Source organism: Halomonas sp. IOP_31 (genome assembly GCF_021151495.1).
Taxonomy (GTDB): Bacteria; Pseudomonadota; Gammaproteobacteria; order Pseudomonadales; family Halomonadaceae; genus Modicisalibacter; species Modicisalibacter zincidurans.
On sequence record NZ_JAIRBP010000021.1, the window covers coordinates 1 to 25,932 of the forward strand.

The following is a 25,932-nucleotide window of genomic DNA, read 5'->3' on the forward strand; positions in this document are numbered from 1 at the left end:
GCGGCTCACCCCGGTCTCGCGCGTACGGCGCTGTTCGATCATGGCGTCAAAAGCCGCGCGGTGGTGGGTAGTCTCTTCAAGGTGTTGATGCCGTGGATCAGCCAGACCGCCGCCGCGGGTGCGCGCCCTACCCTGCATGCAGCGACCGCCAGCGACGTTCGCCCCGGCGATTACCTCGGCCCCGCCGGTATCGCCGAGACGCGTGGCGCGCCCAAGCGTGCCCGTATGTCGCCGGCGGCCCGGGACCGGGCCATCGCCGAGCGGCTGTGGCAGGTCTCCTGCGAATTGACCGGCGCGACGTGGCATAAAGCCGATTGCCTTGCCGGTCGGCCTGGGTCAGTGCTCGGTCAGTGAGCCGATAATGAATCAATCCGGCTCACCCTATGAGCCGCATAGACGAAATATTCGGCTCATCAGTCAAACAGAGCGCATCCGGTAGTCTCGCTACCTGGCCCGGGCTCGAATCCACCTTATGTAGTTTTGCTACAACGACTTATGCAGCTAATGGCGCTTTGTGGCGCGTCTTGTTCTAACTCATAGTGAAATCACGGTTCAGGCAGGGCGTCGCTACCCCCGACTCACCGACCTGACCCCGGCTACACCTGAGCGCCATGCCTTGATTCGACCCAGGCGCCAGAAGCGAAGGTCTTGAACGCTTGTGACCCTATCGCTGTTGCAGCATCGGGCACTTACCCGGCCCAGCATGAGTAGCTAAGGCACCAGAACGCCATCGGAGATGGCCGCCCCAAGACGGGACTTCCCGGGGGATGATGACCTTACATGAGGATAGAACCATGAACTGCAGCCAACTGACCCAGCATGCCGACGACATCGCCAACACCTTCAGCAAGCAGGACCTTGCCAAGCTGGTGGTCGCCCTGAAAGCCGGCGGTGAGTCCCTGCAGGATGCCGTAGAAGTGCTCGATACGATCAATGCCCATCAGAACTACACCCTCGACCAGGCCTGGGACGAAGTACGTGCCGGCGAGGCTCGTGACATCGTCATCAATGAAGACTGATTCCGCTTCACACGTTCGATCGTTTACCCCTCCCGACGGAGGGGTTTTTCGTTGCGATTCGCGAGCCGACCGACATAGCGACTTGACTCGCGCTCCGGCTGGGTAGTGTGATGAGCGCTACCGTCATGCGCGCCAGCATCCCGCCCAGCGCCAACCGTGAGATCCCATGCGGAAGATACTGCTCGTCGACAACGGCTCGCTGCGTCCGCAGGCCACACTCAACCTGCGCCGGCTCGCCCTGGCCCTGAGCCGGGCCACAGGCGAGGCGGTCGAGGCCACCTCGCTGTTGCATTCCTGCAAGATCGACCCTGAGCAGCTCGCTGGCGAGAAGGCCGTGACGCTGGGGCCGCTGGCCGAGCGGTCCGCCGCGCAGGGCGTGACCGAGTTGATCATCCTGCCGTTCTTCTTCGGCCCCAGCCAGGCGTTGACCGACTACCTGCCCGAGCGGTTGGCCGAGGTCCAGGCCAGCTACCCGCGGCTCGGCATCAAGGTGGCCCGGCCGCTGGTCGACCACCAGGCGACGGTGGACCTGCGCCTGGCGCAGCTGCTGGCGGACAACGTGGACATCCTCGCCACCCGCCTGCAGCAAGCCCTCGCCGGCGAGCCACTGCTGCTGGAGCTGCCGGCCCTTGGCGCCGAGATCACTTGAAGAGCGCCTTCTCCCGATCTTCAAATCCCAGCGGCGCTGTTGGTGGCAATTTTGTGGTCGAGCTGCTCGAGCGGCTTATCGATTTTCCCTTTAAGGAAAAATTGGGTTTTTCCTAGGCGGTGAACGGCGCGGTATCGCCGCGTCCTTCGCGGACGATGGTCGGTGGCAGTTCGCGCAGGTCGATCACCGTGGTTGGCTCCAGGTGACAGGCGCCGCCGTCGACGACCAGGTCGAGATGCGCGCCGAAGCGTTCGCGAATCATCTCCGGGTCGGTCATCGGCAACTCCTCGCCGACCGGAATCAGCGTCACGCTCATCAGCGGCTCGCCGAGCGCCGCGAGCAGCGCGAGGGTGATGCGATGGTCGGGCACCCGCACGCCGATCGAGCGACGCTTGGGATGCAGCAGCAGGCGCGGCACCTCGCTGGTGGCGTTGAGAATGAAGGTATAGGCGCCCGGCGTCTGATTCTTGAGCAGGCGGAACACTGCGTTGTCGACCTTGGCGTAGGTGCCGATCTCGGACAGGTCCGAACACACCAGCGTGAAGTTGTGCTTGTCGTCCAGCGAGCGCAGCCACTTGATCTTCTCGATGGCCTTCTTGTCGCCCAGGTGGCAACCCAGCGCGTAGCCCGAATCGGTGGGGTAAGCGATCACCCCACCCTCCTTGATGATCTTGACGGCCTGGTCGATCAACCGCTTCTGCGGGTTCTCGGGGTGAATCTGGAAGAATTGGGTCATGGGCACCTCCCTGGGACATGACGGGATGAAATTGACGGGCGGCTGCGCCTGCGAGTGGCTGGCATCGCGCTAGGACTCTAAAGCCAGCCTAGCAGTCTGTCGGATTTGACCGATCGTCGCGAGAAAAGCGGATTTCGAGACAAGTTGATCGATCTGATGAGGCGAATAGCGCGCTATTTAACGAATCAGAGCGAATGAAATTGGCCGAAAGCCCGGGTTTCGCAGCAGATCAGCGTTAAGTCCGACAGGCTGCTAGCAGGACTTCGCCCGGGGTCGGACTCAACCGGCGAATGCCGCCAACCGCGGATGCCGCCACAGCGGCGCGACCGGGGTACGCGGCGCAGCGCTCATGCTGCCCGGCGCCAACGGCCCGCCGGGAAAATGAAAATCGCTGCCCAGCGAGGCATAGAGGCCGCGCTCATTGAGCTGGCGCGCCAGATCGCTGGACAGGTCGGGATTCTGGAAGCCGCTGATCAATTCCACCGACTCGCCGCCGGCCGCGGCGAAGTCGTCGAGCAGCAGGCCGCGCTTGCGTCGGGTCAGCCCGTAACGCAGCGGGTGGGCGAGCGAGGCCACCCCGCCGGCGTCGCGCACCCAGCCGATCGCCGCGCTGAGGTACGGCCAGTGCATCTTGACGTCGCCGCGCTTGCCGGCGCCCAGGTAGCGCTTGAACGCCGCGGCCATGTCGGGCACCAAGCCGGCCTCGACCAGCGCCCGGGCGAAATCGGGCCGCCCCAGAGGGCGCGCACTTCCGGCGCAGGCGCGCGCCCGGGCCAGCGCGTCGTCCAGGCCGATCGCCTCGAGCCGCTTGGCGATCTCGACGCTGCGCCGCTCGCGGGCCTCGGCCTGCGCCGCCAACCCCTCGATGAGCGTACCCTGCACGTCGGCGGGCAGATAGCCCAGCACGTGGATGTTCACGCCCCGCCACTGCACCGACAGCTCGCTGCCCGCGAGCAGCTTGAGCCCCAGCCGATCGGCCGCCGCGGCGGCCTCGGCCATCCCCGCGACGGTATCGTGATCGGTCAGCGCCACGTGGCTCAGGCCGCGGCCGTGGCACAGCGCCATCAGCTCGGCGGGCAGCAATGCGCCGTCGGAGGCGGTGGAGTGCATATGCAAATCGACACCGGCGACGGCGTCGAGCGAATCGGGGAGTGCGATCATGGGCATGACGCCGGCGGGCGTCTTTGTCAGAATAGGACCGGTTATGGTGCGCGCCCCTTCGCAACGGGTCAACGCCAACTCGGCCTGCGCCACACGGGATTCCTGCCATGAAGCTGCTTATCGACTTTCTGCCCATCGCGATCTTCTTTGCGGTCTACCAGTTCAGCGACGACATCGTGCTCGCCACCCTGGTACTGATTCCCGCCACGCTGGCTCAGGTCGGCTTCGTCCGCTGGCGCTACAAGCGCGTCGAGAAGATGCAGCTGGTCACCCTGGCACTGGTGGTCGTGCTGGGCGGGGCGACGGTGATATTTCGCAACCCGGCGTTCATCCAGTGGAAGCCGACCGTGGTCAATGCGCTGTTCGCGCTGGTCTTCCTGGCCGCGCCGCTGTTCGGCGGCAAGACGCTGATCGAACGCATGATGGGCCACGCCATGAGCCTGCCGGCAGCGGCCTGGAAGCGCCTCAATCTCGCCTGGGTCGCGTTCTTCGCCGCCATGGCGTTGCTCAACGTCTACGTCTTCAAGACCTTCGACGAGGCCACCTGGGTGGATTTCAAGCTGTTCGGCATGCTCGGCCTGACCCTGGCGTTCATCATCGCCCAGGGCTTCTATCTGCGTCGCTATCTGACCAGTCCCCAATGACAAGCCAGTTCGTGATAACAAGGAGATACTCAATGCTCTACGCCATCCTCAGCGAAGACGTGAAGAACAGCCTGGACAAGCGCCAGTCGGCGCGCCCCGATCACCTGGCCCGGCTCGAGAAGCTGCGCGAAGAGGGGCGCCTGGTGCTGGCCGGCCCGCATCCGGCGGTCGATGCCGACGACCCCGGCGACGCCGGCTTCAGCGGCAGCCTGGTAATCGCCGAATTCGACAGCCTCGACGACGCCCGGGCCTGGGCCGATGCCGACCCGTACGCCATCGCCGGCGTCTACGCCAGGGTCACCGTCAAGCCGTTCAAGAAGGTCCTGCCCTGACACAGGCTGACAGGCCATCGCCAACTTCTTGCCTTTGCAAAGAAAAACTTGCCACCAGGTTATCCACGGTGAAGTTTCCCACAGCCCTTTTTTGCACAGTCGCTGTGGAAAACCCTGTTAAGAGACGGCGGACACCCCGCGCCTGGGCAACGACCACGCCGTCTCGCCAAGATCGATCAAATAATGACCAACTGGCTTGAGGTCAGCTGATCCAAGGCCAGCTTGTTCAAGGCCTGTTGTTTTTTTAAGGAGCGTAGCCGTGCTGCCAAGCGCCGATGACCCTGCCCGTCCGCAGTCGCCGCTCACCGCGCTGACCCCGGCCGAACTGACCTGGCAGATGGACGAGATCGGCGAGGCGCCACACTCCAGCCACTTCGGCGACGTGTATTTCTCGCGCCACGATGGTCGCGCCGAGACCCAGCACGTGTTCATCGCCGGCAACGATCTGCCCCGGCGCTTCGCCGCCTGGCAAGCGTCGCGCCCGTTCGTGATCGGCGAGAGCGGTTTCGGCACCGGGCTCAACATGCTGTGCGCCTGGGCCTGCTTCGAGACTCATGCGCCGGGCGGAGCCCGCTTGCACCTGGTTTCCACCGAGCGCTTCCCGCTCGCCCACGCGGACCTTGCGCGCGCGCTGAGCGCCTGGCCGGATCTGGCGTCCAAGGCGTGTCGGCTGCTCGCGCAATGGCCCGAGCCGGTCAGTGGCGTGCACCGGCTATGGCTCGCCGACAACGTGATCCTCGATTTGCACTTCGGCGACAGCGCCGAGTGCCTGGCGCGGTTGGACGGCCACGTCGACGCCTGGTTTCTCGACGGCTTCGCGCCCGGCAAGAACCCCGAGATGTGGCGCCCGGAACTGTTCGCGGCCATGGCCCTGGCCAGCCGGCCGGCGGCGAGTGTGGCCACCTTCACCTGCGCCGGGATCGTCAAGCGCGGGCTCGCCGCCGCCGGCTTCGCCTGGCGCAAGGCGCCGGGCTTCGGTCGCAAGCGCGAAATGCTGTGCGCCACGTTGGCAACGCCCGCCGAGGACGAGCGGCGACGGCGGACGCCCTGGTTCATTCCGCCGCCGCCCCAGCCAACGCGGCACGTCGCGGTGATCGGCGCCGGACTGGCCGGTGGCTGCGTCGCCCAGGCCCTGGCGCGGCGCGGCGTCCAGGTCATCCTGCTCGATCGCCAGGCGCCCGGCGCCGGGGCCTCGGGCAATCGCCAGGGCGCGCTCTACGTCAAACTGGCCGCCGAGACCAATCGTCAGAGCCGCGTCTATCTGGCCGGGCTGCTGCACAGCCGGCGCTGGCTCGCCGAGATCGATCCGCAGCGCCGGCTGTGGCAGGACTGCGGCGTGCTGCAACTGGCGACGGGGGAGCGCGAGACGCGCCGTCAGCAGCGCTTTCTCGCCAATCACGCCCTGCCGGCGTCGGTGGTCGAGGGGCTCGACGAGCAGCAGGCCAGCCAGCGCGCCGGGCTGACCGGCAAGTTGGCGCTCGCTCATGGTGGCTTGGAGTATCCACAGGCCGGCTGGGTGCGCCCCGCTGAACTCTGCCGGGCATTGGCGGCCACGCCGGGCGTCACGTTCAGGCGCGCCGCGGTCGAAAGTCTGCGGCGCGACGCAGCGGGCTGGCGCTTGGAACTGGCGGGCGGCGAAACGCTCGTCGCCGATCAGGTGGTGATCGCCACGGCGACCCAGGCCAGCCGCTTCGCCCAGAACGCCGATTTGCCGTTGCAACCGATCCGCGGCCAGCTGTCGAGCGTTGCGTTGCCACCGGGCAGCCCTACGCTCGAGCGGGTGGTCTGCGCCGGCGGTTACGTGGCGCCGGCCTGCGACGGCGTGCTGAGCTTCGGCGCCAGCTTCGTGCCCAACGATGACGACGCCGCGCTGCGCGAGGCCGATCATGCGGCGAACCTGGCCGAACTCAAGCGCGCACTGCCGGGCTTCGTGCAGGCGCTTGAGAAGGCCGGCGCGCGGCTGGCCCCGGGCGAACTCGACGGACGCGCCGCGGTGCGCGCGGCGAGCCCCGACAAGACGCCTTACGCCGGGCCGGTGCCGGATGCGCCCCGCTGGCGAGCCGACTACGCGTCGCTGGCCAAGGACGCCCGGCGCGTGCCGCAAACCCCCGGCGTCCATCATCCGGGGTTGTGGATCAGCGCCGCGCATGGCTCGCGGGGGCTGGCCAGCGCGCCGCTATGCGCCGAACTGATCGCCTCGCGGATCTGCAACGAGCCGTTGCCCATGGAACGCGAGCTCGCCGATCACCTGCATCCCGGCCGGCGCCTGATCGCCGAGCTGGTGCGCGCCAACAATCCGCCCGTGGCGTGAGCGGGACACCAGCAAGGCACCGCTGGCGGATTACTGCATGAACCAGCCGTGACTGACCACGATCGACTGGCCGGTCAGCGCGTTGGAGGGGAAGGTGGCGAGATACAGCGCGGTCTCGGCGACGTCGGCGACGGTGGTGAATTCCTTGTCGACGGTGTCCTTGAGGAAGACCTTCTCGATCACTTCCTCCTCGCTCATGCCGTGCTCGCGGGCCTGATCGGGGATCTGCTTCTCGACCAGCGGCGTCTTCACGTAGCCTGGGCAGATGGTGTTGGCACGGATGCCGTAGGCCGCGCCCTCCTTGGCCATGGTCCGGCACAGCCCCAGCAGGCCGTGCTTGGCGGTGACGTAGGGCGACTTCATCGCCGAAGCCTCGTGGGAATGCACCGAGCCCATGTAGAGCAGACAGCCGCCGCTTTCCTGCTGCATCATCTGGCGAAAGGCGGCGCGGGTGGTCAGGAAACTGCCGTCGAGCTGGATGTTGGTGACCTTCTTCCAGGCCTCGTAGGAGAGCTTGTGAATCGGCTCGACGTGCTGTGAACCGGCGTTGGCGATCATTACGTCGAGTTGCCCGTAGGTATCCGCGACCTGCTTGAAGGCGGCCTCGACCTGGGCCTCGTCGGTCACGTCGGCGGCCACGCCGAGCGCCGTGCCGCCCTGCTCGGCGATCTCGCGGGCCGCCGCCTCGGCCGCCTCGCGATCGAGATCGAGAATCACCACCCTGGCCCCCTGGCGGGCAAACAGAATCGCGATCTCCTTGCCGATCCCGCTGGCCGCGCCGGTGATCAGCGCCACCTTGTCCTGGATGCGGTCCTGTGCCGGATGCTGTGACATTGCACTCTCTCCTTGGTCGATTCGCCTGACGCGTGCCAGGCTGGCGGGCGACGCCACCGGCGTCGCTCAGTCTAGAAAACTAGCCTCATCAAAAAGCGCTTGGCAACGGCTCAAACGTAAGACGCATCGGTCATGTCTTCCAACTCACCGTCCTGCCGACTGCGGTAACTGCATACATTGGCACCGATGTCGTCGCTGACCGGGTCGCGCCGGCAGGGGCATATCTCAAGCGCGCGGGTCATGTCCCGGAGCCCCATCCGCCAGCGCTCCATGATCGTGGCGTAGGAAAAGTCGATGTCCTTCTGGGCGGTTTCACGCTCGCGAACCGGCGCCAGCAGTCGTACGATGTTGACCGGCGAGCGCTGCGTCTGCTCCAGCAATTGCTGGATCTCGGGGCGCTGGCGCGCCTCCTCGGTCAGGTGCCGACCCAGGGTCTTGATCGCCTGACGCTGGCGATTGAGTTCCTTGAGAAAGTGCAGGTTATGACCGGCGCGGGTCGAATACTGGATGTCCTTCTCGCGCAGCATGGCATCGGCGATGGTTTCGGGCACCGGCCCTTCGGGGCTCCACAGATCGACGACGTAGCAATTGATCGGCATGTCGCTGCCCGGACGCTCGCTTTCCACCACATAGTCCATCGGCGTGTTGGAGCACAGCCCACCGTCCCAGTAGGCCTCGCCGTCGATCCACACCGGCGGAAAGCCCGGCGGCAGGGCGCCGCTGGCAAGAATATGCGCGCTTTGCAGGGTATCGTACTGGCTGTCGAAATAACGCATCGCGCTCTTGGCGATATTCACCGTGCCGACGCTCAGCCGGGTGCCGTCATGCAGATCGCGGGTACCCAGCCGCTCGAAGTCGACCAGCTCTTCCAGCGTCTCGCGCAGCGGTGCAGTGTCGTAGAAGCTCGGTGGAACGTCCCAGAGATTATGGGTATAGGGGATCAGCCATGGCGGACGCGGCCGAAAGAAACCCGGCACGCCGGACACTAACGCCATGAACTTGGCGGTACGCGCCTCATGGCTTTCCAGCACGGCGCCTTGGCTATAGCCGGGTTGCGCGATGCGCGTCCAGAACGCTGTTAGCCGGGCAAGGCTGTCCTCGCGGCGATTGCCGGCGATCAGCGCGCCATTGATCGCGCCCACCGAGGTACCCACCACCCAGTCCGGTTCGATGCTCGCCTCGTGAAGCGCCTGGTAGACGCCGGCCTGATAGGCGCCGAGCGCCCCACCGCCCTGCAATACCAGGATATTCATGGCTCGTGACATGTTGCCCCCCCTGACGAGACGGTAACGAATCGACCCCGTCGTTGGCGATAAGTGCCGTCATGGCGACGACTCGACCTCTCACTCTAGGAAAGAGAGTGTTGCACCGCAACATGCAGCGAGATCCCTATAAGGGCAGCGCAGTTGGCGACTTTGGCGCAGCGGAGCGCCTCCTGTCTTGCGGCGCGATGCTCGTAGCTCGTAGCTCGTAGCTCGTAGCTCGTAGCTCGTAGCTCGTAGCTCGTAGCTCGTAGCTCGTAGCTCGTAGCTCGTAGCTCGTAGCCCGTAGCCCGTAGCTCGTAGCTCGTAGCTCGTAGCTCGTAGCTCGTAGCTCGTAGCTCGTAGCTCGTAGCCCGTAGCTCGTAGCTCGTAGCTCGTAGCCCGTAGCCCGTAGCTCGTAGCCCGTAGCCCGTAGCCCGTAGCTCGTAGCTCGTAGCCCGTAGCCCGTAGCCATCTAGCCTTCCTCGTCATCGGCCAGGTCGCGGCCGAAGGCGCGCCACTGGGCCAGCGTCATCACTTCGGTGGTTTCGGTCTCGAGATCATGAGCGATCAGCAGTTCGCCACGTTCGAGCTGGCGCTTGAGCTCGGCCACCCAGCCGCGCATGCCCTCGCCGGTATCGGTGGTGTCGTAGCCCTGGCGGGTGACGTAGCTCTCGAGCAGCGCATCCAGCGTCTCGCCTGGCAGCATGCGATACGGTACTTCGATGAAGCGATCATTCATCAGCCTTGCTCCCATTCATCGAGGCGCGCCAGGAAGGTCGCTTCGTCGAGCACCTCGACGCCCAGTTCCTCCGCCCTGGCCAGCTTGCTGCCGGCGGCCTCGCCGGCGACCACCGCGGCGGTCTTCTTCGAAACGCTGCCGGCGACCTTGGCGCCCAGCGCCTGCAGCCGCGCCTTGCCCTCGTCGCGGGTCAGGCTCTCCAGCGTGCCGGTGAGCACCCAGCTCTGGCCGGCCAGCGGCTGCGGACGCTCGTCTACCGCCTCTTCATGCCAGTTAAGCCCGGCTTCGAGCAGCTGGGTCACCGTCTGGCGATTGTGGCTCTCGCTGAAGAAGGCGTGGATGTGCGCGGCGACGATCGGGCCGATATCCGCGACCGCCTCCAGCGCCGGCTGGTCGGCGTCCATCAGCGCCTGAAGCGTGCCGAAATGGCGCGCCAGGTTGCTGGCGGTGGCTTCGCCGACCTCGCGGATGCCCAGCGCGTAGATGAAGCGCGGCAGCGTGGTGTGCTTGGCCCGCTCCAGGGCCCCGACCAGGTTGGCGGCGGACTTCTCGCCCATCCGCGGCAGCTCGGCCAGATCGCCGGCGCCGAGCGCGAACAGCTCGGCCGGCGTCTTGACCCAGCCGCGCTCGACCAGCGCATCGATCAGCTTGTCGCCGAGCCCGTCGATATCCAGCGCCCGTCGGCTGGCGAAGTGCTTGAGCGCCTCCTTGCGCTGGGCCGCACAATAAAGCCCGGCCGGACAGCGGATCGCCACCTCGCCCTCGATCCGCTCGATCGCGGAGCCGCATACCGGGCAGTGATCGGGAAAGACGATCTCGCGAGCGTCGTCGGGGCGCTCGCCGGCGACCACCCGCACCACCTGGGGGATCACGTCGCCGGCGCGGCGGATCACCACGCTATCGCCGATCATCACCCCCAGCCGGGCGATCTCGTCGGCGTTGTGCAGCGAGGCGTTGGCGACCGTGACCCCGGCGACGGTGACCGGCTCGAGCCGCGCCACCGGCGTGATCGCCCCGGTACGCCCGACCTGGAACTCGACGTCGTTGAGCCGGGTGGCCTGTTCCTGGGCGGGAAACTTGAAGGCGATGGCCCAGCGCGGCGCGCGGGCGACGAAGCCCAGTTCGCGCTGCGCTCGCAGGTCGTCGACCTTGAGCACCACCCCGTCGATATCGTAATCGAGCCGCTCGCGCTTCTCGCCCAGGGTCCGGCAGTAGTCGAGCACGCCCGCACTACCCTTGACGACCGCAAGCTCCGGGCTGGTGCGAAAGCCCCAGGATCGTAGCCATTTCATTTGCTCGCTATGCGGAGCGTCGATATTGGCAAGGCTGGTAGCTTCCCGACTGACCAATTGATAGGCGCAGAACTCCAGCGGGCGCCGGGCGGTGATCCGTGAGTCCAGCTGGCGCAGGCTGCCGGCGGCGGCGTTGCGCGGGTTGGCGAAGACCTTGTTGCCCTCCTTGCGGGCCCGCGCATTGAGCGCCTCGAAGCCGGAATGGCTCATGTAGACCTCGCCACGCACTTCCAGTAAATCGGGAAATTCTCTGCCCCGCAGCCTGAGAGGGATCGAGCGCAGCGTACGCAGGTTGCTGGTGATGCCCTCGCCGGTGCGTCCGTCGCCGCGGGTGGCGCCGCTGACGAACCGCCCCTGCTCGTAGACCAGCGACACCGCCAGGCCGTCCAGCTTGGGTTCGCAGCAGAATGCCAGATCGTCGTCGCTACGCTCCAGGCGATCATTGAGGCGCTTGGCGAAGGCCACGATCTCGTCCTCGTCGAAGGCGTTGTCCAGCGACAGCATCGGCACCGCGTGCTCGACCGCGGCGAAGCCTTCGGCCGGCGCGGCGCCGACCCGCTGGGTCGGCGAATCCACCGTCACCAGTTCGGGGTGGGCCTGCTCGATCTCCTCCAGGCGTCGCAAACGCCGATCGTAGTCGGTGTCGGTGAGCTCCGGCTCGTCGAGGACGTAATAGCGGTAGTTGGCGTCGTCGAGTTCACTGCGCAGGCGATTGATCTCGTCGAGCAGTTGGGGATCGGTCTGGCTCATGACAGGCGCGGTCTCGGTGCGGCAAAAGACAGAGTGTAAGACGCGCGCGGCCTGGGGCAAAGCCAGCCCGGCAAAGCCGGCAGCGGAAGCGCGGCAAGACGGCGGCGCAAAAAAAAGAGCCCCGTCAGGGGCTCACAGAAGGGAGAGACGGCTTTTTTCCGTTGCCCTCAATTGGCCTCAGTTGGCATGAGAGCGATGCAACCGGTAGCGACGTTCGAATTCCTGAACCCGCTGGCGGGCGAACTCGACGGTCTGCGCGGTCATCACGCTGCGATTCTCGTCCTTCAGCTCGCCGCCCAGGTTGCGCACGATCACCATCGCGGTCTCGACCATCGCCTCGAAGGCGGCCGCCGAATCCCGCGCGCCGGGCAGCGGCATCAGGAAGGTCACGCCCGGGGTGCTGAAGTCGTCCATGGTGTCGAGATCGAAGGTGCCCGGCTTGACCACGTCGACCATCGCGAACTGCAACTCGCTCTCGTTGTCCTCGGTCTCGTAGCGCAGGAAGATGCCCATCTCGCTGTAACGCAGGCCGCAGGCGAGCATCAGATTGAGCAGGTCGGTGCCGGCAAAACCCTCCTCGTTACGCGACATGACGCTGATCACCACGATCTCGTCGGAATGTGCCAGCGTTTCGCGGGCACGCTGCGCGCTGACGTGATGACGCTGTGCCTTCTCGACCACCGGATGCACCGTCACCACGTCCTCACGCGGCGCTTCCTCGCGGGGCATGTGGCTGACGATGTCCTGGCGTTCGGCCTCGTAGGCGTCATCATCGCCACCCTGAGTAACCGTCGAGCCCACCGGCTCCAGGCGCTGGTCGGCGAAACGCGGGAAGACCAAGCCACAGGACTCTTCGCGGCGTGCGTCGCCACGCGACTCTTCGCTACGTCCACCGTTGCCGTCCAGGCTCGGCTCATGGTCTTCGTCATGCAGCGCGGGCGCGGCTTCGTGACGCTGCCACGCCGAGGTCATGCGTTGCATCGATTGCGAGACACGCTGACCGCCGGAGCGCAACGCGGCGGCCATCGCCGATTTGCCGCGCGCACGGCCGGCATCGGTATCGGTGGCCGGCACTTCATCGTCATCGCGCACCGCCGGCGGCTCGACGCTGCGACGCGGCTGGGCGGTGTCGGTGGCTCGCTCGGTCGCGTCCACATTCATGCTCGGTTCGCGGCGTGGCGTCGGCGATGCGCTCTCTTCGCGTGCCGCCTCGGCAGCGGGCGCAGGTTCGTCTGCGTAGCGGCCCGCTTGCGCCGGCGGGCTCTCTCGCGGGCTCTCTCGATGCGCCATGCGTTCATCCGGCTCGCCGGAGCGGCTCATGCGCGCAAAGACCTTGGAAGGTCCAGGATGCTCCTGACGCTGTAACTTGGGCTTCGGCTCGACTGGGGTCTGCGCAGCCGGCCTGACGACCCTTGCCCCGCCGTTGGGCAACTCCCAATTGATTTCGGCCCGGCGCGCCGCCTCTTCGGGGTCGAGCGCCTCGCCATTATCCTCATCCGCTTTACTCGCACCGCTCGGCACCTCGTCGAGGCGAGGGACTTTACGCTGGCGTTGCAGGCGACGCACACCGTCGACGACGATGATTGCCACCAATACCAGCCCGAGGATGATCAACCACTCTCTTAGTTCCATGGGTCGTCTTGCCTGTTTGCTAAGGCGCCATGCCTGATGTCCAGTTGGTCACTAGCATAGCGCGATTGCTAAAAAAAAGGCCACTTTATTTAGAAAGTCAACTCTTTCCTCAGCCCAGTGCAACCGCCCTTCAATTCTGCCTGTTTATCGTTGGTCTTTTGCGTTGTTAATGCATTGCGGCATTGGCTGCAAGCATTGACTGCAAAGTTTTCATGCATCGGCAAGCTCTGCGGCCTCCTCGACACCCACCGAAACCAGACGCGACACGCCCGGCTCCTGCATGGTCACGCCCATTAACCGCTCGGCGGCCTCCATGGCGATCTTGTTGTGGGTAATGTAGATGAATTGCACCGATTCGGACATGTCCTTAACCAGCTTCGCGTAGCGCCCCACGTTAGCATCATCGAGTGGAGCATCGACTTCGTCGAGCATACAGAAAGGCGCCGGATTGAGCTGGAAGATGGCAAACACCAGCGACAAGGCGGTCAATGCCTTTTCGCCCCCCGAGAGCAGATGAATGGTGCTGTTCTTCTTGCCCGGCGGGCGCGCCATGATGGCGACTCCGGTTTCCAGCAGATCCTCGCCGGTCAGCGTCAGCCAGGCCGCGCCGCCGCCGAAAACCCGCGGAAAAAGCGCTCCGAACCCCTCATTGACCCGTTCGAAAGTCTCCTTGAAGCGGGTCCGGGTTTCCTGATCGATCTTGCGAATCGCCCGGTCAAGGGTCTCGAGCGCTTCACTCAACTCGGCATGTTGACCCTCGAGATAGTCCCTGCGTTCCGCTTGCTGGTCATATTCCTCGATCGCCGCCAGGTTGATCGCCCCCAGCCGGCGCACCTTGTCGGCGGCCTCCTCGAGGCGCGTCTGCCAGACCGATTCGGTAGCCTCGGGATCGAGTGCCTCGGCCAGCGCATGCGTCTTTGCACCACCGTAGCCCAGTTCGGCGAGCACCTCGTCCTGGGCGTCGGCCTTGAGCTTGAGCGCCTGCACCTGCATGCGCCCCTCTTCCAGCTGATGGCGGATGCCCTCGAGATTGCGCTCGTGCTGCTGACGCGTCGCCTCGGTTTCACGCAGCCGCTCGCCGAGCTGCTGTGCCTCGTCGCGACAGGCGTTGAGGGCTTGTTCCTCGCGGGCGTGGCGATCGAGCAGTTCGTCGAGCTGCTCGCGTTCCTCGGCCTCGGGCTCGCGCAGGGTTTCGCGGCTTGCCTCGAGTTCCCCGCACTTGTCCTCGAGCCGGGCGCGCGTCTCGGCGCTGCGCGTGCGCTGCTCGGCCAGCCCGGCATGCTCGGCGGTCAGCCGCTGATGCTCCAGCGCCAGTTGCTGCGAACGCTCCTGCAACGGCCGCAGCCGAGCACGCTGAGCGGCGAGCGCTTCCTGGGCAACGCGGCGCTGGCGCTCGAGGGTTTCGCGGCGCTGACTGCTGTCCTCGAGTTCGCCCATCGCCGCCTGCCAGCGTTCGCGGGCCTGTTCGAGTTCGAGCGCCCGGCTCTCACGCTGCGCCTGAAGATCGGCGATGTCCGCGTCGAGTTCCCGCGCGCGGGCATCGACGTGTTCAAGCCGCAAGGCGAGGTTGCCTTCGGCGAGCGCTGCCTGCTGACGCCGCTCGCCGAGATCGCGCTCGGCGACGCGCACCTCCTCGAGGCTCCTTTCGTGTTCGCTGTCGCGATCCTGAAGCGCGTCGAGCCGCTGTTCGCACTCGGCGAGCCGCGCTTCCAGCCGCTCCAGCTCGAGGCGGGCCGCATCGCGCCGGCGCTGCTGGGCGAGCACGCTGTCGGCGCCATCGGCGAGGCCCAGATAGCGCGCCCAGCCGTCGCCCAGCCACAGTCCGTCGGCGCTGAGCACGCTCTCGCCGGGGGCCAGCGCGTCACGCCGCGCCCAGGCCTCGCCGGCGTCATCGGCGCAGCGAATCCGCACCAGTATCGATGTCGCGGCGCCGGCGCCCTCGACCTGCTCGGCCAGCGTTCCCGCCGCCGCCGGCCCGCCCGCGGCGCCTTCGACCAGCGCCAGCTCGCCGCTTTGCGGGGCGCTATCCAGTGCCCGGCGCGGCAACTCCGGCAGCAGCCGCGCGTTGAGCCAGGACGCCAACACCCAGGACACCGCGCGCTCCCAGCCAGGCGCAACATTCAGCCCCTCGGCCAACCGCGGGGCGTCGGCCAGGCCGCGCTCGGCGAGCCAGGTATCCAGCGCGGCGTGCTGATCGTCGAGACTGGCGGCGATCAGTGCCTCCAGCGAGGCCAGCTCGCCTTGTAGCTGGCTGCGCCGCTGGCGATCCGCCTCGCGGGCGGCCTCCAGCTCGCGCAGCGCCTCGCGATCGGCGTCGCGGGCGGCCTGGGTGGTGTCGCGGCGGGCCTCCAGCGCTTCGAGCCCGAGATCGATCTCGGCGAGCTGTTCGTTGTGCGTCTCGCGACGCTCGCGCAGCTCGCGCTGATCAGGCAGCTCGTCGCGCTGCTGGCGGCGCCGCTGGAGGTCGCCGCCCAGCGCTTCCAGGCCCCGCTCCAGGTTGCGCACCCGATCCTGGGCACGCTCGGCGTCGTGGGAGGCCTGACGATCCGCCTCGTTGAAATGCTCCCAGCGCTGCTGCGCGTCCTGATAGGCTGTCTCGGCCTCGTCGAGGCTCGCCTCGAGCTCGGCCAGCGACTCGGCGGTCTCCTCCTGCTCGGGGCCCAGGGTCTCCAGGCGCTCGTCGAGTCGCGCCAGGCGTTCGGCGTCGGCCTCGCCGAGTTCGTCGAGTTCGCCGAGTTCGCGGCGGGCGGATTCGAGCTCGCGGGCCAATTGCTGCTGCTGGTGGCGGGCGTGTTCGAGGCGCTGCTCGAGCCGGGCGATCGCCGCGCCGGTCTCGTAGAAGCGCGCCTGATGGGCCTCGAGCTGTTCGGCCAGGCGGTCGTGTTCCTGGCGCGACTGTTCGAGCCGACTCTCGCACTGGCGCTGGCCGAGGATCTCGCGCTCGACCTGGGTCTCCAGCTCGCGCACGCGATGTTCCTGCTCGCCCTGCCGGGCGCGCAGCGCACGGCCGCGCAACAGCGCCAACTCGCCCTTGAGGCGATGTTCCTGCTGCTTGAGGGTCTGGTAGCGTCGCGCTGCCTCGGCCTGGCGCTTCAAGCGTTCGAGCTGCCTGTCGAGCTCCTCGCGAATGTCGTCGAGGCGCTCGAGGTTCTCCTGGGTGCGGCGCATGCGGTTTTCGGTCTCGCGGCGCCGCTCCTTGTACTTGGAGATGCCGGCGGCCTCCTCCAGCGTCGAGCGCAGCTCCTCGGGACGCGCCTCGATCAGCCGCGAGATCATGCCCTGGCCGATGATCGCGTAGGAGCGCGGCCCCAGCCCGGTGCCCATGAACAGATCGGCGATGTCGCGGCGCCGGCACTTCTGGCCGTTGAAGAAGTAGCTCGACTGGCTGTCGCGGGTGACCACGCGCTTGACGCCGATCTCGGCGTACTGGGCATAGGGCCCGCCCATGCTGCCGTCGCGATTGTCGAACAACAGTTCGATCGAGGCCTGGCCCACCGGCTTGCGCCCGGTGGAGCCGTTGAAGATCACGTCGGTCATCGACTCGCCGCGCAGCGTCTTCGCCGAGGATTCGCCCATCACCCAGCGCACCGCGTCGATGACGTTGGACTTGCCGCAGCCGTTGGGTCCAACGATCGCCGTCATGCTGCTGTCGAACGGCACGCTCACGGGGTCGACGAACGACTTGAAGCCGGCCAGCTTGATCGATTTGAGACGCATGCGGGTGTGGGGTTTCCTCGACGCCAACGGTCAACCGGTGAGTCTACCGAACTGCCGGGCCGCGCCCAAGCGGTGATTCTATGCCCGTCGGCGGACGCCGCGACCGCCGGCGATGAATGTTGGTCGCGTGCGTTTGCCCGCCTCGCCGGGCTTGCTATGATGCGCATTGCCGTGGGCGCCGGGTCCTGCCTTCAGGGCTCTGGCTTCGTTCCGACGGCCTCGCACTCGAGGGAGAGGGTCATGCAGCACGCCACACCGCACTATCTGCAACGCCAGCCCAACCTGCCGCTCAACGACGGCGCCTGGGAGGCGATCGACGCAACCGATCTGGTCGAGATCCCGCTGCTCGGCCAGGTCGCCGCCGGCCTGCCGATCGAGGCCTGTCCCGACACCAGCACGGTGTCGATCCCCTCGCGCATGGTGCGTCGCAATACCTATGCCCTGCGGGTGCGCGGCAACTCGATGATCGACTGCAACATCTTCGACGGCGACGTGATCATCATCGAGCGTCAGGAGAGCGCCGAGAACGGCGAAACCGCGGTGGTGATGATCAACGATAAGGAAGTCACCCTGAAGAAGCTCTACATCGACAAGTCGGGGGTGCGCCTGCAGCCGGCCAACGCCAGCATGCCGCCGATCTATCTGAAGAACGATGACGTCCAGGTGCTCGGCCTGGTGATGGGCGTGATGCGTCAGCCCAGTATCGCGGCCTGATGCGCTATCGGTTCCGCGTCTCGCCGTCGCACTGCGACGGGTACAATGTCCCGCCTGAGTTCACGGCGTCTCACATACTCAGAGTTAGGTTGCCACGTGGCCAAGCTACTTCATCCCGGCCGAATCGGCTTGGCGCCCATGGAAGGCGTCATCGATGCCGTGACCCGCGATCTGTTGACGCGAGACAAGGGCCTTGACTGGACGGTGACCGAATTCGTGCGGGTGGTCGATGCGCGACTGCCGCCGCGGGTGTTCTACAAGCACTGCCCGGAGCTTCACCCGGACCGACGTCAGGCCCGCCAGGACGCGGTGGCGACGCCGAGCGGCGTGCCGGTGCATCTGCAGCTGCTGGGCTCCGACCCCGCGGCGCTGGCGGCCAATGCCCGCCAGGCGCTGCGCCTGGGCGCCACCGGCCTGGATCTGAATTTCGGCTGCCCGGCCAAGACCGTCAACCGTCACGATGGCGGCGCCTCGCTGCTGCGTGATCCGCAGCGGGTCCAGCGGGTGGTGTCGGCGGTGAGCGAGGCGGTCGGCGAGCGGATACCGGTGACCGCCAAGATCCGCCTGGGCTTCGCCGACCGGCGTCTGGCGCTGGCCTGCGCCCAGGCCGCCGAGGACGGCGGCGCCCGACATCTGGTGGTCCACGCGCGGACCCGCAACGAGGGCTACCGGCCTCCGGCGCACTGGGAATGGATCGCGCGCATTCGCCAGCGGCTGACCATCCCGGTGATCGCCAACGGCGATATCTGGACGCTCGCCGACTACTGGAAGGCGCGCAGCCTGTCGGGCTGCGAGGACGTGATGCTGGGCCGCGCGGTGCTTGCCGACCCGGCGTTGCCGGCACGTATCCGCCACTGGCAACGCACCGGCGAGCGGTTGCCGGAAACGCGCTGGCAGCGCCGCGCGGACATTCTCGACGCCTACGCCCGCCGCCAGTGTGAGACGTTACCGGAGAAAGTGGTGGTGGCGCTGCTGAAACAGTGGCTCAACCAGATGCGCGGGCGCGACGACGAAGCTGCCCGCCGCTTCCAGGCGCTGCGCCGCGAGACGCGCCTGGCGCCGTTCCTCGCCGGCCTGCATGGCGCTCCCGAAGTCTCCGAGACAGCCCTCGCCGACTGAGCGCCGCATAATAAAAAAAGAGGCGCACTGCCAGGCAGCGCGCCTCGAAACGACCGCTCGGGGCCGCGACGTTCGCCGACGGCCCTTGAAGCTGCCAAGGAAATTCATGAAAGCAAGCGTCGAGAAAATCTCTTGAAACGACTCGCAAAAACAGCCTACCAACGAAAATCCGCTCTCACCATAAAGGCGAGAGCGGATCGGGATCTGGCGCGCCCGGGAGGATTCGAACCTCCGACCACCTGATTCGTAGTCAGGTACTCTATCCAGCTGAGCTACGGGCGCTAAACACGGTGCACTGCTCTACAACTTTACAATTTCTCGCCTGCAATGCTCGCTTGCAGTACGACGACGCTGGCTGAATCGAACCCGTTGACTCGCTGCCAAACGCGGAATGGGCGTGAATAAAAACACCCATCGGCAGGAAGATGGCGCGCCCGGGAGGATTCGAACCTCCGACCACCTGATTCGTAGTCAGGTACTCTATCCAGCTGAGCTACGGGCGCATCTTCGATGCATCTTCACGATCGTGTCGAGGGCACATATACGCTTGTATGGCGGAGAGGGAGGGATTCGAACCCTCGATAGGGGTATAAGCCCTATACTCCCTTAGCAGGGGAGCGCCTTCAGCCACTCGGCCACCTCTCCCTCATCAACACGGCGCGTATGTTACCGTTTCTGTTGAATCTTGTCCACCCTTGCCAGGTTTTTTTCGGAAGGCGTTCTCAGACACCCCTGGACCTCATTCGCTGCTGTCGTTGCCGGTCTGTTCACGCTGAATGCGCTGGTAGATCTCTTCGCGATGGACGGCGACGTCCCTGGGCGCGTTGACACCGATACGGACCTGATTACCTTTGACACCTAAAACCGTGACGGTAACCTCATCGCCGATCATCAAGGTCTCGCCGACTCGGCGGGTCAGGATGAGCATGACTGATCTCCTTTCAGACGTTCTTCCAACGGGATGCGCGCATTTTTACAGCCAATAGAAGGCATGGCGCACGATTATGCGCCATACACCTGCCTGAGCCAAATTCAGCGAGCCATGAAACCCGATCGCCACGTTGAATGAAAGCCGTGCGGCCCGCTCGCGTTTCCTTACAACCACTAGCGTAGAACGCATGGCACGTTATGCCCGATTCACTCGCTTTCGATGTCGTCCTTGTCCAGGCCGAACGCCTTGTGCAGGGCACGCACCGCGAGTTCCATGTGCTTTTCGTCGATCACCACGGAGATCTTGATCTCGGAGGTGGAAACCATGCGGATATTGATGTTCTCGTCGGACAGCGTGCGGAACATCTTTGAAGCAACACCGGCGTGAGAGCGCATGCCGACACCGACCAGCGACACCTTGGCGATGTTGTCGTCGCCACGCAGCTCGCCGCCGCCCAGCGCCGGAATCACCTCGTCCTGGAGAATGCGCTGGGTCTGCTTGAAATCGCCCTTGGCCACGGTAAAGGTGAAGTCGGTGTAATCGCCGGCCGGCGCCACGTTCTGGACGATCATGTCGACTTCGATGTTGGCGTCGGCGATCGGGCCCAGGATTCGCGAGGCGACGCCCGGCACGTCCGGCGTGTTGAGCAGGGTCAGCTTGGCTTCGTTGGCGGTAAAGGCGATACCGGAGATCAGCGGCTCTTCCATGGAATCCTCTTCTTCATCTGAATCAGCGACGATCAGGGTGCCGGCGCCCTCCTCGAAACTCGAGAGCACGCGCAGCGGGACGTTGTACTTGCCGGCGAACTCGACGGCACGAATCTGCAGGACCTTGGAGCCCAGGCTGGCCAGCTCGAGCATCTCCTCGACGGTGATCGACTCCAGGCGACGCGCCTTGGAGCAGACCCGCGGATCGGTGGTGTAGACGCCGTCGACGTCGGTGTAGATCTGGCATTCATCGGCCTTGAGCGCCGCCGCCAGGGCGACCCCGGTGGTGTCCGAGCCACCGCGCCCCAGGGTGGTGATGTTGCCCTCTTCGTCGATTCCCTGGAAACCGGCAACCACCACCACCTGGCCTTCGTCGAGATCCTGGCGCAGCTCATCGGTTTCGATGCGCTGGATGCGTGCCTTGGTGTGCGCGCTGTCGGTCTGGATGCCGACCTGGCCGCCGGTGTAGGAAGTCGCCGGCACGCCCAGCTTGTGCAGGGCCATGGCCAGCAGCGAGCTGGTGACCTGCTCGCCGGTGGACACCAGCATGTCCATCTCGCGCGGCGTCGGCTCGTCGTTGATCTGGCCGGCGAGTTCGATCAGCCGGTTGGTCTCGCCACTCATCGCCGAGACCACCACCACGACCTGATGGCCGTCGTCGCGGTAGCGTTTGACTTTATCGGCGACGGCCTTGATGCGCTCGACCGAGCCCACCGAGGTGCCACCGAACTTCTGTACGTATAGCGCCATAGGTTGTCTATCCGTGAAGTGAGTAAGTGAAACGTCCTGGACCTATAGAAAGGGCCGGACGATGTTCGTACGGCCCAGCGATGGATGATTCTAGCCCAGTTGGCCTGCCAGCCAATCCGGAACGCTGGCGAGTGCCTGCGGGAGCGCCGCGGCATCGCTGCCCCCGGCCTGGGCCATGTCGGCGCGGCCACCGCCCTTGCCGCCGACCTGAGCGGCGACATGGTTGACCAGCTCGCCGGCCCGCACGCGGCCGGTGAGATCGTCGGTGACCCCGGCGATCAGGCTGACCTTGCCGCCGTCGGCGACGCCCAGCACCAGCACGCCCGAACCCAGCTTGTTCTTGAGCTGGTCCATCAGGCCGCGCAGCTCCTTGCCGGAGACGCCCTCGACCTGCCTGGCCAGCACCCGCACGCCGGCGACTTCGCGCGCTTCGCCGAGCATGTCGCTGCTCGCCGCGCTGGCCAGCTTGGCCTTGAGCCGCTCGAGCTCCTTCTCGAGCGTGCGGTTGCGCTCGAGAAGGAGCTCGACGCGCTCCTCGAGCTGCTCCGGCTTGGCCTTGACGCGTTCGGCGAGCCGCGTGACGCGCGCTTCCTGCTCGCGGAAATAGCCCAGCGCGCCCTCGCCGGTGACCGCCTCGATGCGCCGCACGCCGGCGGCGATGCCGGTCTCCGTGAGCACGTGGAAGGCGCCGATGTCGCCGCTGCGGGCCACGTGGGTGCCGCCGCACAGCTCGATGGAGAAGTCGTCGGCGCCGATGGTCAGCACCCGCACGTTGTCGCTGTACTTGGCCTCGAACAGCGCCGCCGCGCCCTTGGCCTTGGCCTCGTCGAGGGTCATCTGCTGGATGCGCGTGTCGGCGTTGGCCAGCACCTGGCGGTTGACGATCGCCTCGACCTCGGCGAGCTGCTCTGCGCTCATCGCCTCGAAGTGGCTGAAGTCGAAGCGCAGCCGCTCGGCGGTGACCAGCGAGCCCTTCTGCTGGACGTGTTCGCCGAGTACCTGCCTGAGCGCCTTGTGCAGCAGGTGGGTCGCCGAATGGTTGCGCATGATCGCCGCGCGCAGCGAGGCGTCGACCCGGGGCGTGACCGTCGCCCCGACCGTCAGGCGACCTTCGCTCAGCACCCCATGGTGCAAATGATGGCCGGCCTGCTTCTGGGTGTCGTCGACTTCGAAGCGGGTGCCGTCGGCGTCGAGATAGCCGCTGTCGCCGATCTGACCGCCGGACTCGCCATAGAACGGCGTGCGATCGAGCACCACCACCCCGCGCTGGCCCGCCTCGAGTGCCGCCAATGCGTTGCCCGCCTCGTCGATCAGCGCGGTGACCCGCGACTCGTCCTCGAGCCGCTCGTAGCCGGTGAAGGCGGTCTCGCCCTCGATATTGATCGAGGCGCTGTAATCGGCGCCGAACTGGCTGGCCGCCCGGGCGCGCTCGCGTTGCGCCTCGAGTTCGCGCTTAAAGCCGGTCTCGTCGAGGGTCACGCCGCGCTCGCGGCAGATGTCGGCGGTCAGATCGAACGGGAAGCCGTAGGTGTCGTAGAGCTTGAACACCGTCTCGCCGGGCAGCGTGTCGCCGCTCAGTTCGCCGAGGGCCGCCTCGAGCAGGCCCATGCCATGGTCCAGGGTGCGCGCGAACTGCTGCTCCTCCTTGAGCAGGACCTTCTCGATCCGCTCCCGCGCCTCGCGCAGCTCCGGATAGGCCTCGCCCATCTCGGCGTCCAGCGCGGCGACCAGCTTGTGGAAGAACGCCTCGCGGGCGCCCAGCTTGTGACCGTGGCGCACTGCGCGGCGGATGATCCGCCGCAGCACGTAGCCGCGGCCCTCGTTGGAGGGCAGCACGTCGTCGACGATCAAGAAGGCGCAGGAGCGGATATGATCGGCGATCACCCGCAGCGACGGCGCCTCGAGATCGACGTGGCCGATGATCTCGCCGGCGGCCTTGAGCAGGTTCTCGAACAGGTCGATCTGGTAATTGGAGTGCACGCCCTGCAGCACCGCGGCGACCCGCTCGAGCCCCATGCCGGTATCGATCGACGGCTTGGGCAAGGGATTCAGGGTCCCGGCGGCGTCGCGGTCGAACTGCATGAACACCAGGTTCCAGATCTCGATGTAGCGATCGCCGTCTTCCTCGGCGCTGCCCGGCGGCCCCCCCCACACCTCGGGGCCATGGTCGAAGAAGATCTCCGAGGACGGGCCGCAGGGGCCGGTATCGCCCATCTGCCAGAAGTTGTCCGCGTCGAGCTTGGAGAAGCGCTCGGGATCGATGCCGATCTCGTCCTTCCAGATGCGTTCGGCCTCGTCGTCGCTGACATGCACGGTGACCCATAGCTTGTCGGCGGGCAGCCCCAGCCGCTCGGTCAGAAACGCCCAGGCGAAGCGGATGGCATCGCGCTTGAAGTAGTCGCCGAAGCTGAAGTTGCCGAGCATCTCGAAGAAGGTGTGATGGCGCGCGGTGTAGCCGACGTTGTCCAGGTCGTTGTGCTTGCCGCCGGCGCGCACGCAGCGCTGGGCCGAGGTCGCGCGCACGTAGGGCCGCGGATCGCGTCCCAGGAAGACATCCTTGAACGGGACCATGCCGGCGTTGGTGAACAGCAGGGTGGGATCGTTGTGCGGCACCAGCGAGCTCGACGGCACGATGGTGTGCCCCTGCTCTTCGAAGAAGGTCAGAAAGGCCTGTCTGATATCTGCGCTTTTCATGGCAAACCCGTGGCAATGTGATTGGGGCGCTGCGGGACGCGACCGACCGTCATTCGTGTAACTGGCTTGGGAACATGGTCTTCGCAAGACGTCGTGGCGGCGTGTCGAAAATGGCGGAAAGTGACGTCCCGAGCCGTCGCAAGCGCACTAGTATAACGCGTTCAGCGTGGGACTAAAGGGAGGGGATCTGAGGGAGGGATTCTGGAAAAGCCACCGGCGACTCACTCCGGCGCATCCCAGGCATGTGCCAGGGCGTATTTCATCTGCTCGAAATCGAAGCCGCGCCCGGCCAGGAAGCGCTCGCGCCGGGCCCGCTCGCGCGGCGTGGCGCCGGGACCGTCAAAGCGCTTGGCTAGCGCCTCGCAGGCCAGCGCCTGCCAGTCCGTCTCGGCCTGCGCCGCGTCGAGCACCGTACCGATAAGCTCTCGCTCGACGCCTCGCTCATTGAGCCCGGCACGCACCTTCATCGGCCCTTGGCCGCGAGCCAGACGCGAGCGCACGAAGCTCTCGGCGAAGCGCGCGTCGGACTGCAGGCCTTCGGCCTCGAGCGCATCCAGCGTCTGCCGGATGCTTTCGGCATCGTGATGCTTGAGGGCAAGCCGCCCCGCCAGTTCGGCCCGCGAGTAGTCGCGGCGCGCCAACAGGCGAATGGCGTCGTCACGGGGTGTGGGCTCATTACTCAGTGCATTACCCGGCGCGGCACACATGATTCGGCGGCCCTCCTCGCTTCACGCTGGTTGGCTCAGAGCAGGTCGTCGCGCTCCTCGCCGGCCGCTGCCTCGACCTGCGGCGTCTCGGGTTCTTCCTTGGCCTTGCCGTCGGTGATGTTCAGCAATTGGCCGCGAATCTGGCTCTCGATCTCCTCCATGATCGCCGGATTGTCCTCGAGATACTGCGCGGCATTGGCCTTGCCCTGACCGATCTTGTTGCCCTGGTAGCTGTACCAGGCGCCGGCCTTGTCGACCAGCTTGCACTGCACGCCCAGGTCGACCACCTCGCCGGCATGGTAGATGCCCTTGCCGTAGAGGATCTGGAACTCGGCCTGGCGGAACGGCGGCGCCACCTTGTTCTTGACCACCTTGACGCGGGTCTCGTTGCCGGTCACCTCGTCGCCCTGCTTGACCGAGCCGGTGCGGCGAATGTCCAGACGCACGCTGGAATAGAACTTCAGCGCGTTGCCGCCGGTGGTGGTCTCGGGGCTGCCGAACATCACGCCGATCTTCATGCGGATCTGGTTGATGAACACCACCATGCAGTTGGCATTCTTGATGTTACCGGTGATCTTGCGCAACGCCTGGGACATCAACCGCGCCTGCAGCCCGACGTGGGAATCGCCCATCTCGCCCTCGATCTCGGCGCGGGGCGTCAATGCCGCCACCGAGTCGATGATGATCACGTCGACCCCGCCGGAGCGCACCAGCATGTCGCAGATCTCCAGCGCCTGCTCGCCGGTGTCCGGCTGCGAGACCAGCAGGTCGTCGAGATTGACGCCGAGCTTCTCGGCATAGCTCGGGTCCAGCGCATGCTCGGCATCGATGAACGCGCAGGTCTTGCCCTGCTTCTGCGCCTGGGCGATCACCGACAGCGTCAGCGTGGTCTTGCCCGACGACTCGGGCCCGAAGATCTCGACGACACGACCCAGCGGCAAGCCACCGATGCCCAGCGCGATGTCCAGACCCAGCGAGCCGGTGGACACCGACGGCATGGTCACCCGTGGCGTGTCGCCCAGACGCATCACGGTACCCTTGCCGAATTGGCGCTCGATCTGCGACAGCGCCGCGCTGAGTGCCTTGGAACGGTTATCGTCCTGTGCCATGAATGTCTCCTGATAGCACGTGTAGGTTGGCGCGACACCCGGTTCTGGGCGCGCATCGCCAGCATCCGCTGACCTTATCCAGTCACTGTATGGCCAGACAGTATTATGACGAAAAATTCGTCACTCGCCTACTCCCGTCGA

20 protein-coding genes, 3 tRNA genes and 1 pseudogene are annotated in these 25,932 nt (G+C 66.1%); 8 read left to right on the top strand and 16 right to left on the bottom strand.

Features of this window, described 5'->3' with window-relative positions; genetic code table 11:
* The 3 genes and pseudogenes from K7I12_RS11515 to K7I12_RS11525 form a co-directional block, all read left to right on the top strand.
* A pseudogene (locus K7I12_RS11515) lies at positions 1 to 354 on the top strand (hypothetical protein); the annotation flags it as partial.
* 440 nt (positions 355 to 794) lie between these two features.
* Entirely contained in the window at positions 795 to 1,019 is a 225-nt protein-coding gene (locus tag K7I12_RS11520; RefSeq protein WP_031382553.1) for a hypothetical protein, read from the top strand.
* A gap of 166 nt (positions 1,020 to 1,185) precedes the next feature.
* Entirely contained in the window at positions 1,186 to 1,668 is a 483-nt protein-coding gene (locus K7I12_RS11525) for a sirohydrochlorin chelatase (RefSeq protein ID WP_051907325.1), read from the top strand.
* 112 nt (positions 1,669 to 1,780) lie between these two features.
* Here K7I12_RS11525 and K7I12_RS11530 read toward each other — a convergent pair whose 3' ends face one another.
* Together K7I12_RS11530 and K7I12_RS11535 are read right to left on the bottom strand one after the other, a co-directional pair.
* Positions 1,781 to 2,404, bottom strand: coding sequence for an L-threonylcarbamoyladenylate synthase (locus K7I12_RS11530; RefSeq protein WP_031382551.1), 624 nt, complete (start codon positions 2,402 to 2,404; stop codon positions 1,781 to 1,783).
* A 279-nt stretch (positions 2,405 to 2,683) separates the two neighbouring features.
* Positions 2,684 to 3,571 (bottom strand): PHP domain-containing protein, encoded by an 888-nt coding sequence (locus K7I12_RS11535; protein ID WP_031382550.1) that lies wholly within the window; start codon positions 3,569 to 3,571, stop codon positions 2,684 to 2,686.
* A gap of 101 nt (positions 3,572 to 3,672) precedes the next feature.
* Here K7I12_RS11535 and K7I12_RS11540 point away from each other — a divergent pair, with 101 nt between their 5' ends.
* The 3 genes from K7I12_RS11540 to mnmC all read left to right on the top strand — a co-directional run bounded on the left by K7I12_RS11540 (position 3,673) and on the right by mnmC (position 6,852).
* On the top strand, positions 3,673 to 4,209 hold the full coding sequence (locus K7I12_RS11540; RefSeq protein ID WP_031382549.1) for a septation protein A: 537 nt from the start codon (positions 3,673 to 3,675) through the stop codon (positions 4,207 to 4,209).
* A gap of 32 nt (positions 4,210 to 4,241) precedes the next feature.
* The gene (locus tag K7I12_RS11545; protein WP_031382548.1) at positions 4,242 to 4,541 is read left to right on the top strand and encodes a YciI family protein; all 300 of its coding nucleotides are present in this window, start codon (positions 4,242 to 4,244) and stop codon (positions 4,539 to 4,541) included.
* A gap of 262 nt (positions 4,542 to 4,803) precedes the next feature.
* Positions 4,804 to 6,852 (top strand): bifunctional tRNA (5-methylaminomethyl-2-thiouridine)(34)-methyltransferase MnmD/FAD-dependent 5-carboxymethylaminomethyl-2-thiouridine(34) oxidoreductase MnmC, encoded by a 2,049-nt coding sequence (gene mnmC, locus K7I12_RS11550; RefSeq protein WP_031382547.1) that lies wholly within the window; start codon positions 4,804 to 4,806, stop codon positions 6,850 to 6,852.
* Positions 6,853 to 6,882: 30 nt separating this feature from the next.
* Here the strand turns inward: mnmC and K7I12_RS11555 are convergent, their stop codons facing one another.
* The 6 genes from K7I12_RS11555 to smc all read right to left on the bottom strand — a co-directional run bounded on the left by K7I12_RS11555 (position 6,883) and on the right by smc (position 17,060).
* A complete protein-coding gene (locus K7I12_RS11555) occupies positions 6,883 to 7,686 on the bottom strand; it encodes a 3-hydroxybutyrate dehydrogenase (RefSeq protein WP_031382546.1) in 804 nt (267 codons plus the stop codon).
* A gap of 110 nt (positions 7,687 to 7,796) precedes the next feature.
* Positions 7,797 to 8,951, bottom strand: coding sequence for a patatin-like phospholipase family protein (locus tag K7I12_RS11560; RefSeq protein ID WP_231664194.1), 1,155 nt, complete (start codon positions 8,949 to 8,951; stop codon positions 7,797 to 7,799).
* 451 nt (positions 8,952 to 9,402) lie between these two features.
* A complete protein-coding gene (locus K7I12_RS11565; protein WP_231664195.1) occupies positions 9,403 to 9,669 on the bottom strand; it encodes a YheU family protein in 267 nt (88 codons plus the stop codon).
* Positions 9,669 to 11,711 carry an NAD-dependent DNA ligase LigA gene (gene ligA, locus K7I12_RS11570; protein ID WP_231664196.1) on the bottom strand — a complete coding sequence of 681 codons (2,043 nt, stop codon included), beginning with the start codon at positions 11,709 to 11,711 and terminating at the stop codon, positions 9,669 to 9,671. Before ligA ends, K7I12_RS11565 begins: the two co-directional genes overlap by 1 nt.
* A gap of 177 nt (positions 11,712 to 11,888) precedes the next feature.
* Positions 11,889 to 13,343 carry a cell division protein ZipA gene (gene zipA / locus K7I12_RS11575; protein WP_031382542.1) on the bottom strand — a complete coding sequence of 485 codons (1,455 nt, stop codon included), beginning with the start codon at positions 13,341 to 13,343 and terminating at the stop codon, positions 11,889 to 11,891.
* Positions 13,344 to 13,553: 210 nt separating this feature from the next.
* Positions 13,554 to 17,060 (bottom strand): chromosome segregation protein SMC, encoded by a 3,507-nt coding sequence (gene smc, locus K7I12_RS11580; RefSeq protein WP_231664197.1) that lies wholly within the window; start codon positions 17,058 to 17,060, stop codon positions 13,554 to 13,556.
* 240 nt (positions 17,061 to 17,300) lie between these two features.
* Between smc and lexA the strand changes: the two genes are divergently transcribed.
* Together lexA and K7I12_RS11590 are read left to right on the top strand one after the other, a co-directional pair.
* Complete coding sequence (gene lexA, locus K7I12_RS11585) at positions 17,301 to 17,774, top strand: transcriptional repressor LexA (protein WP_031382540.1); 474 nt, start codon at positions 17,301 to 17,303, stop codon at positions 17,772 to 17,774.
* Between the two features lie 138 nt (positions 17,775 to 17,912).
* Positions 17,913 to 18,893, top strand: a complete 981-nt coding sequence (locus tag K7I12_RS11590; RefSeq protein WP_035575077.1) for a tRNA dihydrouridine synthase — start codon at positions 17,913 to 17,915, stop codon at positions 18,891 to 18,893.
* 205 nt (positions 18,894 to 19,098) lie between these two features.
* On the opposite strand, the gene K7I12_RS11595 is transcribed toward K7I12_RS11590, so the two are convergent.
* From K7I12_RS11595 to recA, 8 genes are all read right to left on the bottom strand, one after another.
* Positions 19,099 to 19,175 (bottom strand) — tRNA-Arg (locus tag K7I12_RS11595).
* Positions 19,176 to 19,319: 144 nt separating this feature from the next.
* Positions 19,320 to 19,396: transfer RNA gene (locus K7I12_RS11600), tRNA-Arg, on the bottom strand.
* A 49-nt stretch (positions 19,397 to 19,445) separates the two neighbouring features.
* Positions 19,446 to 19,538 (bottom strand) — tRNA-Ser (locus K7I12_RS11605).
* A gap of 94 nt (positions 19,539 to 19,632) precedes the next feature.
* Positions 19,633 to 19,821: a carbon storage regulator CsrA gene (gene csrA, locus K7I12_RS11610; protein ID WP_031382538.1), complete on the bottom strand. Its 189-nt coding sequence runs from the start codon at positions 19,819 to 19,821 to the stop codon at positions 19,633 to 19,635.
* Positions 19,822 to 20,030: 209 nt separating this feature from the next.
* A complete protein-coding gene (locus K7I12_RS11615; RefSeq protein ID WP_031382537.1) occupies positions 20,031 to 21,281 on the bottom strand; it encodes an aspartate kinase in 1,251 nt (416 codons plus the stop codon).
* Between the two features lie 90 nt (positions 21,282 to 21,371).
* Positions 21,372 to 23,975 carry an alanine--tRNA ligase gene (alaS, locus tag K7I12_RS11620; RefSeq protein WP_231664198.1) on the bottom strand — a complete coding sequence of 868 codons (2,604 nt, stop codon included), beginning with the start codon at positions 23,973 to 23,975 and terminating at the stop codon, positions 21,372 to 21,374.
* 221 nt (positions 23,976 to 24,196) lie between these two features.
* Positions 24,197 to 24,682 (bottom strand): regulatory protein RecX, encoded by a 486-nt coding sequence (locus K7I12_RS11625; RefSeq protein WP_031382535.1) that lies wholly within the window; start codon positions 24,680 to 24,682, stop codon positions 24,197 to 24,199.
* Positions 24,683 to 24,717: 35 nt separating this feature from the next.
* Positions 24,718 to 25,791 (bottom strand): recombinase RecA, encoded by a 1,074-nt coding sequence (recA, locus tag K7I12_RS11630; RefSeq protein ID WP_031382534.1) that lies wholly within the window; start codon positions 25,789 to 25,791, stop codon positions 24,718 to 24,720.
* Positions 25,792 to 25,932: the final 141 nt, after the last annotated feature.

Excerpts from the sequence above, each read along its gene's own strand:
- K7I12_RS11520 (WP_031382553.1), top strand. The coding sequence starts at position 795 with ATGAACTGCAGCCAACTGACCCAGCATGCCGACGACATCGCCAACACC.
- K7I12_RS11525 (WP_051907325.1), top strand. The coding sequence starts at position 1,186 with ATGCGGAAGATACTGCTCGTCGACAACGGCTCGCTGCGTCCGCAGGCC.
- K7I12_RS11530 (WP_031382551.1), bottom strand. The coding sequence starts at position 2,404 with ATGACCCAATTCTTCCAGATTCACCCCGAGAACCCGCAGAAGCGGTTG.
- K7I12_RS11535 (WP_031382550.1), bottom strand. The coding sequence starts at position 3,571 with ATGCCCATGATCGCACTCCCCGATTCGCTCGACGCCGTCGCCGGTGTC.
- K7I12_RS11540 (WP_031382549.1), top strand. The coding sequence starts at position 3,673 with ATGAAGCTGCTTATCGACTTTCTGCCCATCGCGATCTTCTTTGCGGTC.
- K7I12_RS11545 (WP_031382548.1), top strand. The coding sequence starts at position 4,242 with ATGCTCTACGCCATCCTCAGCGAAGACGTGAAGAACAGCCTGGACAAG.
- K7I12_RS11555 (WP_031382546.1), bottom strand. The coding sequence starts at position 7,686 with ATGTCACAGCATCCGGCACAGGACCGCATCCAGGACAAGGTGGCGCTG.
- K7I12_RS11560 (WP_231664194.1), bottom strand. The coding sequence starts at position 8,951 with ATGTCACGAGCCATGAATATCCTGGTATTGCAGGGCGGTGGGGCGCTC.
- K7I12_RS11565 (WP_231664195.1), bottom strand. The coding sequence starts at position 9,669 with ATGAATGATCGCTTCATCGAAGTACCGTATCGCATGCTGCCAGGCGAG.
- ligA (WP_231664196.1), bottom strand. The coding sequence starts at position 11,711 with ATGAGCCAGACCGATCCCCAACTGCTCGACGAGATCAATCGCCTGCGC.
- zipA (WP_031382542.1), bottom strand. The coding sequence starts at position 13,343 with ATGGAACTAAGAGAGTGGTTGATCATCCTCGGGCTGGTATTGGTGGCA.
- smc (WP_231664197.1), bottom strand. The coding sequence starts at position 17,060 with ATGCGTCTCAAATCGATCAAGCTGGCCGGCTTCAAGTCGTTCGTCGAC.
- lexA (WP_031382540.1), top strand. The coding sequence starts at position 17,301 with ATGCAGCACGCCACACCGCACTATCTGCAACGCCAGCCCAACCTGCCG.
- K7I12_RS11590 (WP_035575077.1), top strand. The coding sequence starts at position 17,913 with ATGGAAGGCGTCATCGATGCCGTGACCCGCGATCTGTTGACGCGAGAC.
- csrA (WP_031382538.1), bottom strand. The coding sequence starts at position 19,821 with ATGCTCATCCTGACCCGCCGAGTCGGCGAGACCTTGATGATCGGCGAT.
- K7I12_RS11615 (WP_031382537.1), bottom strand. The coding sequence starts at position 21,281 with ATGGCGCTATACGTACAGAAGTTCGGTGGCACCTCGGTGGGCTCGGTC.
- alaS (WP_231664198.1), bottom strand. The coding sequence starts at position 23,975 with ATGAAAAGCGCAGATATCAGACAGGCCTTTCTGACCTTCTTCGAAGAG.
- K7I12_RS11625 (WP_031382535.1), bottom strand. The coding sequence starts at position 24,682 with ATGTGTGCCGCGCCGGGTAATGCACTGAGTAATGAGCCCACACCCCGT.
- recA (WP_031382534.1), bottom strand. The coding sequence starts at position 25,791 with ATGGCACAGGACGATAACCGTTCCAAGGCACTCAGCGCGGCGCTGTCG.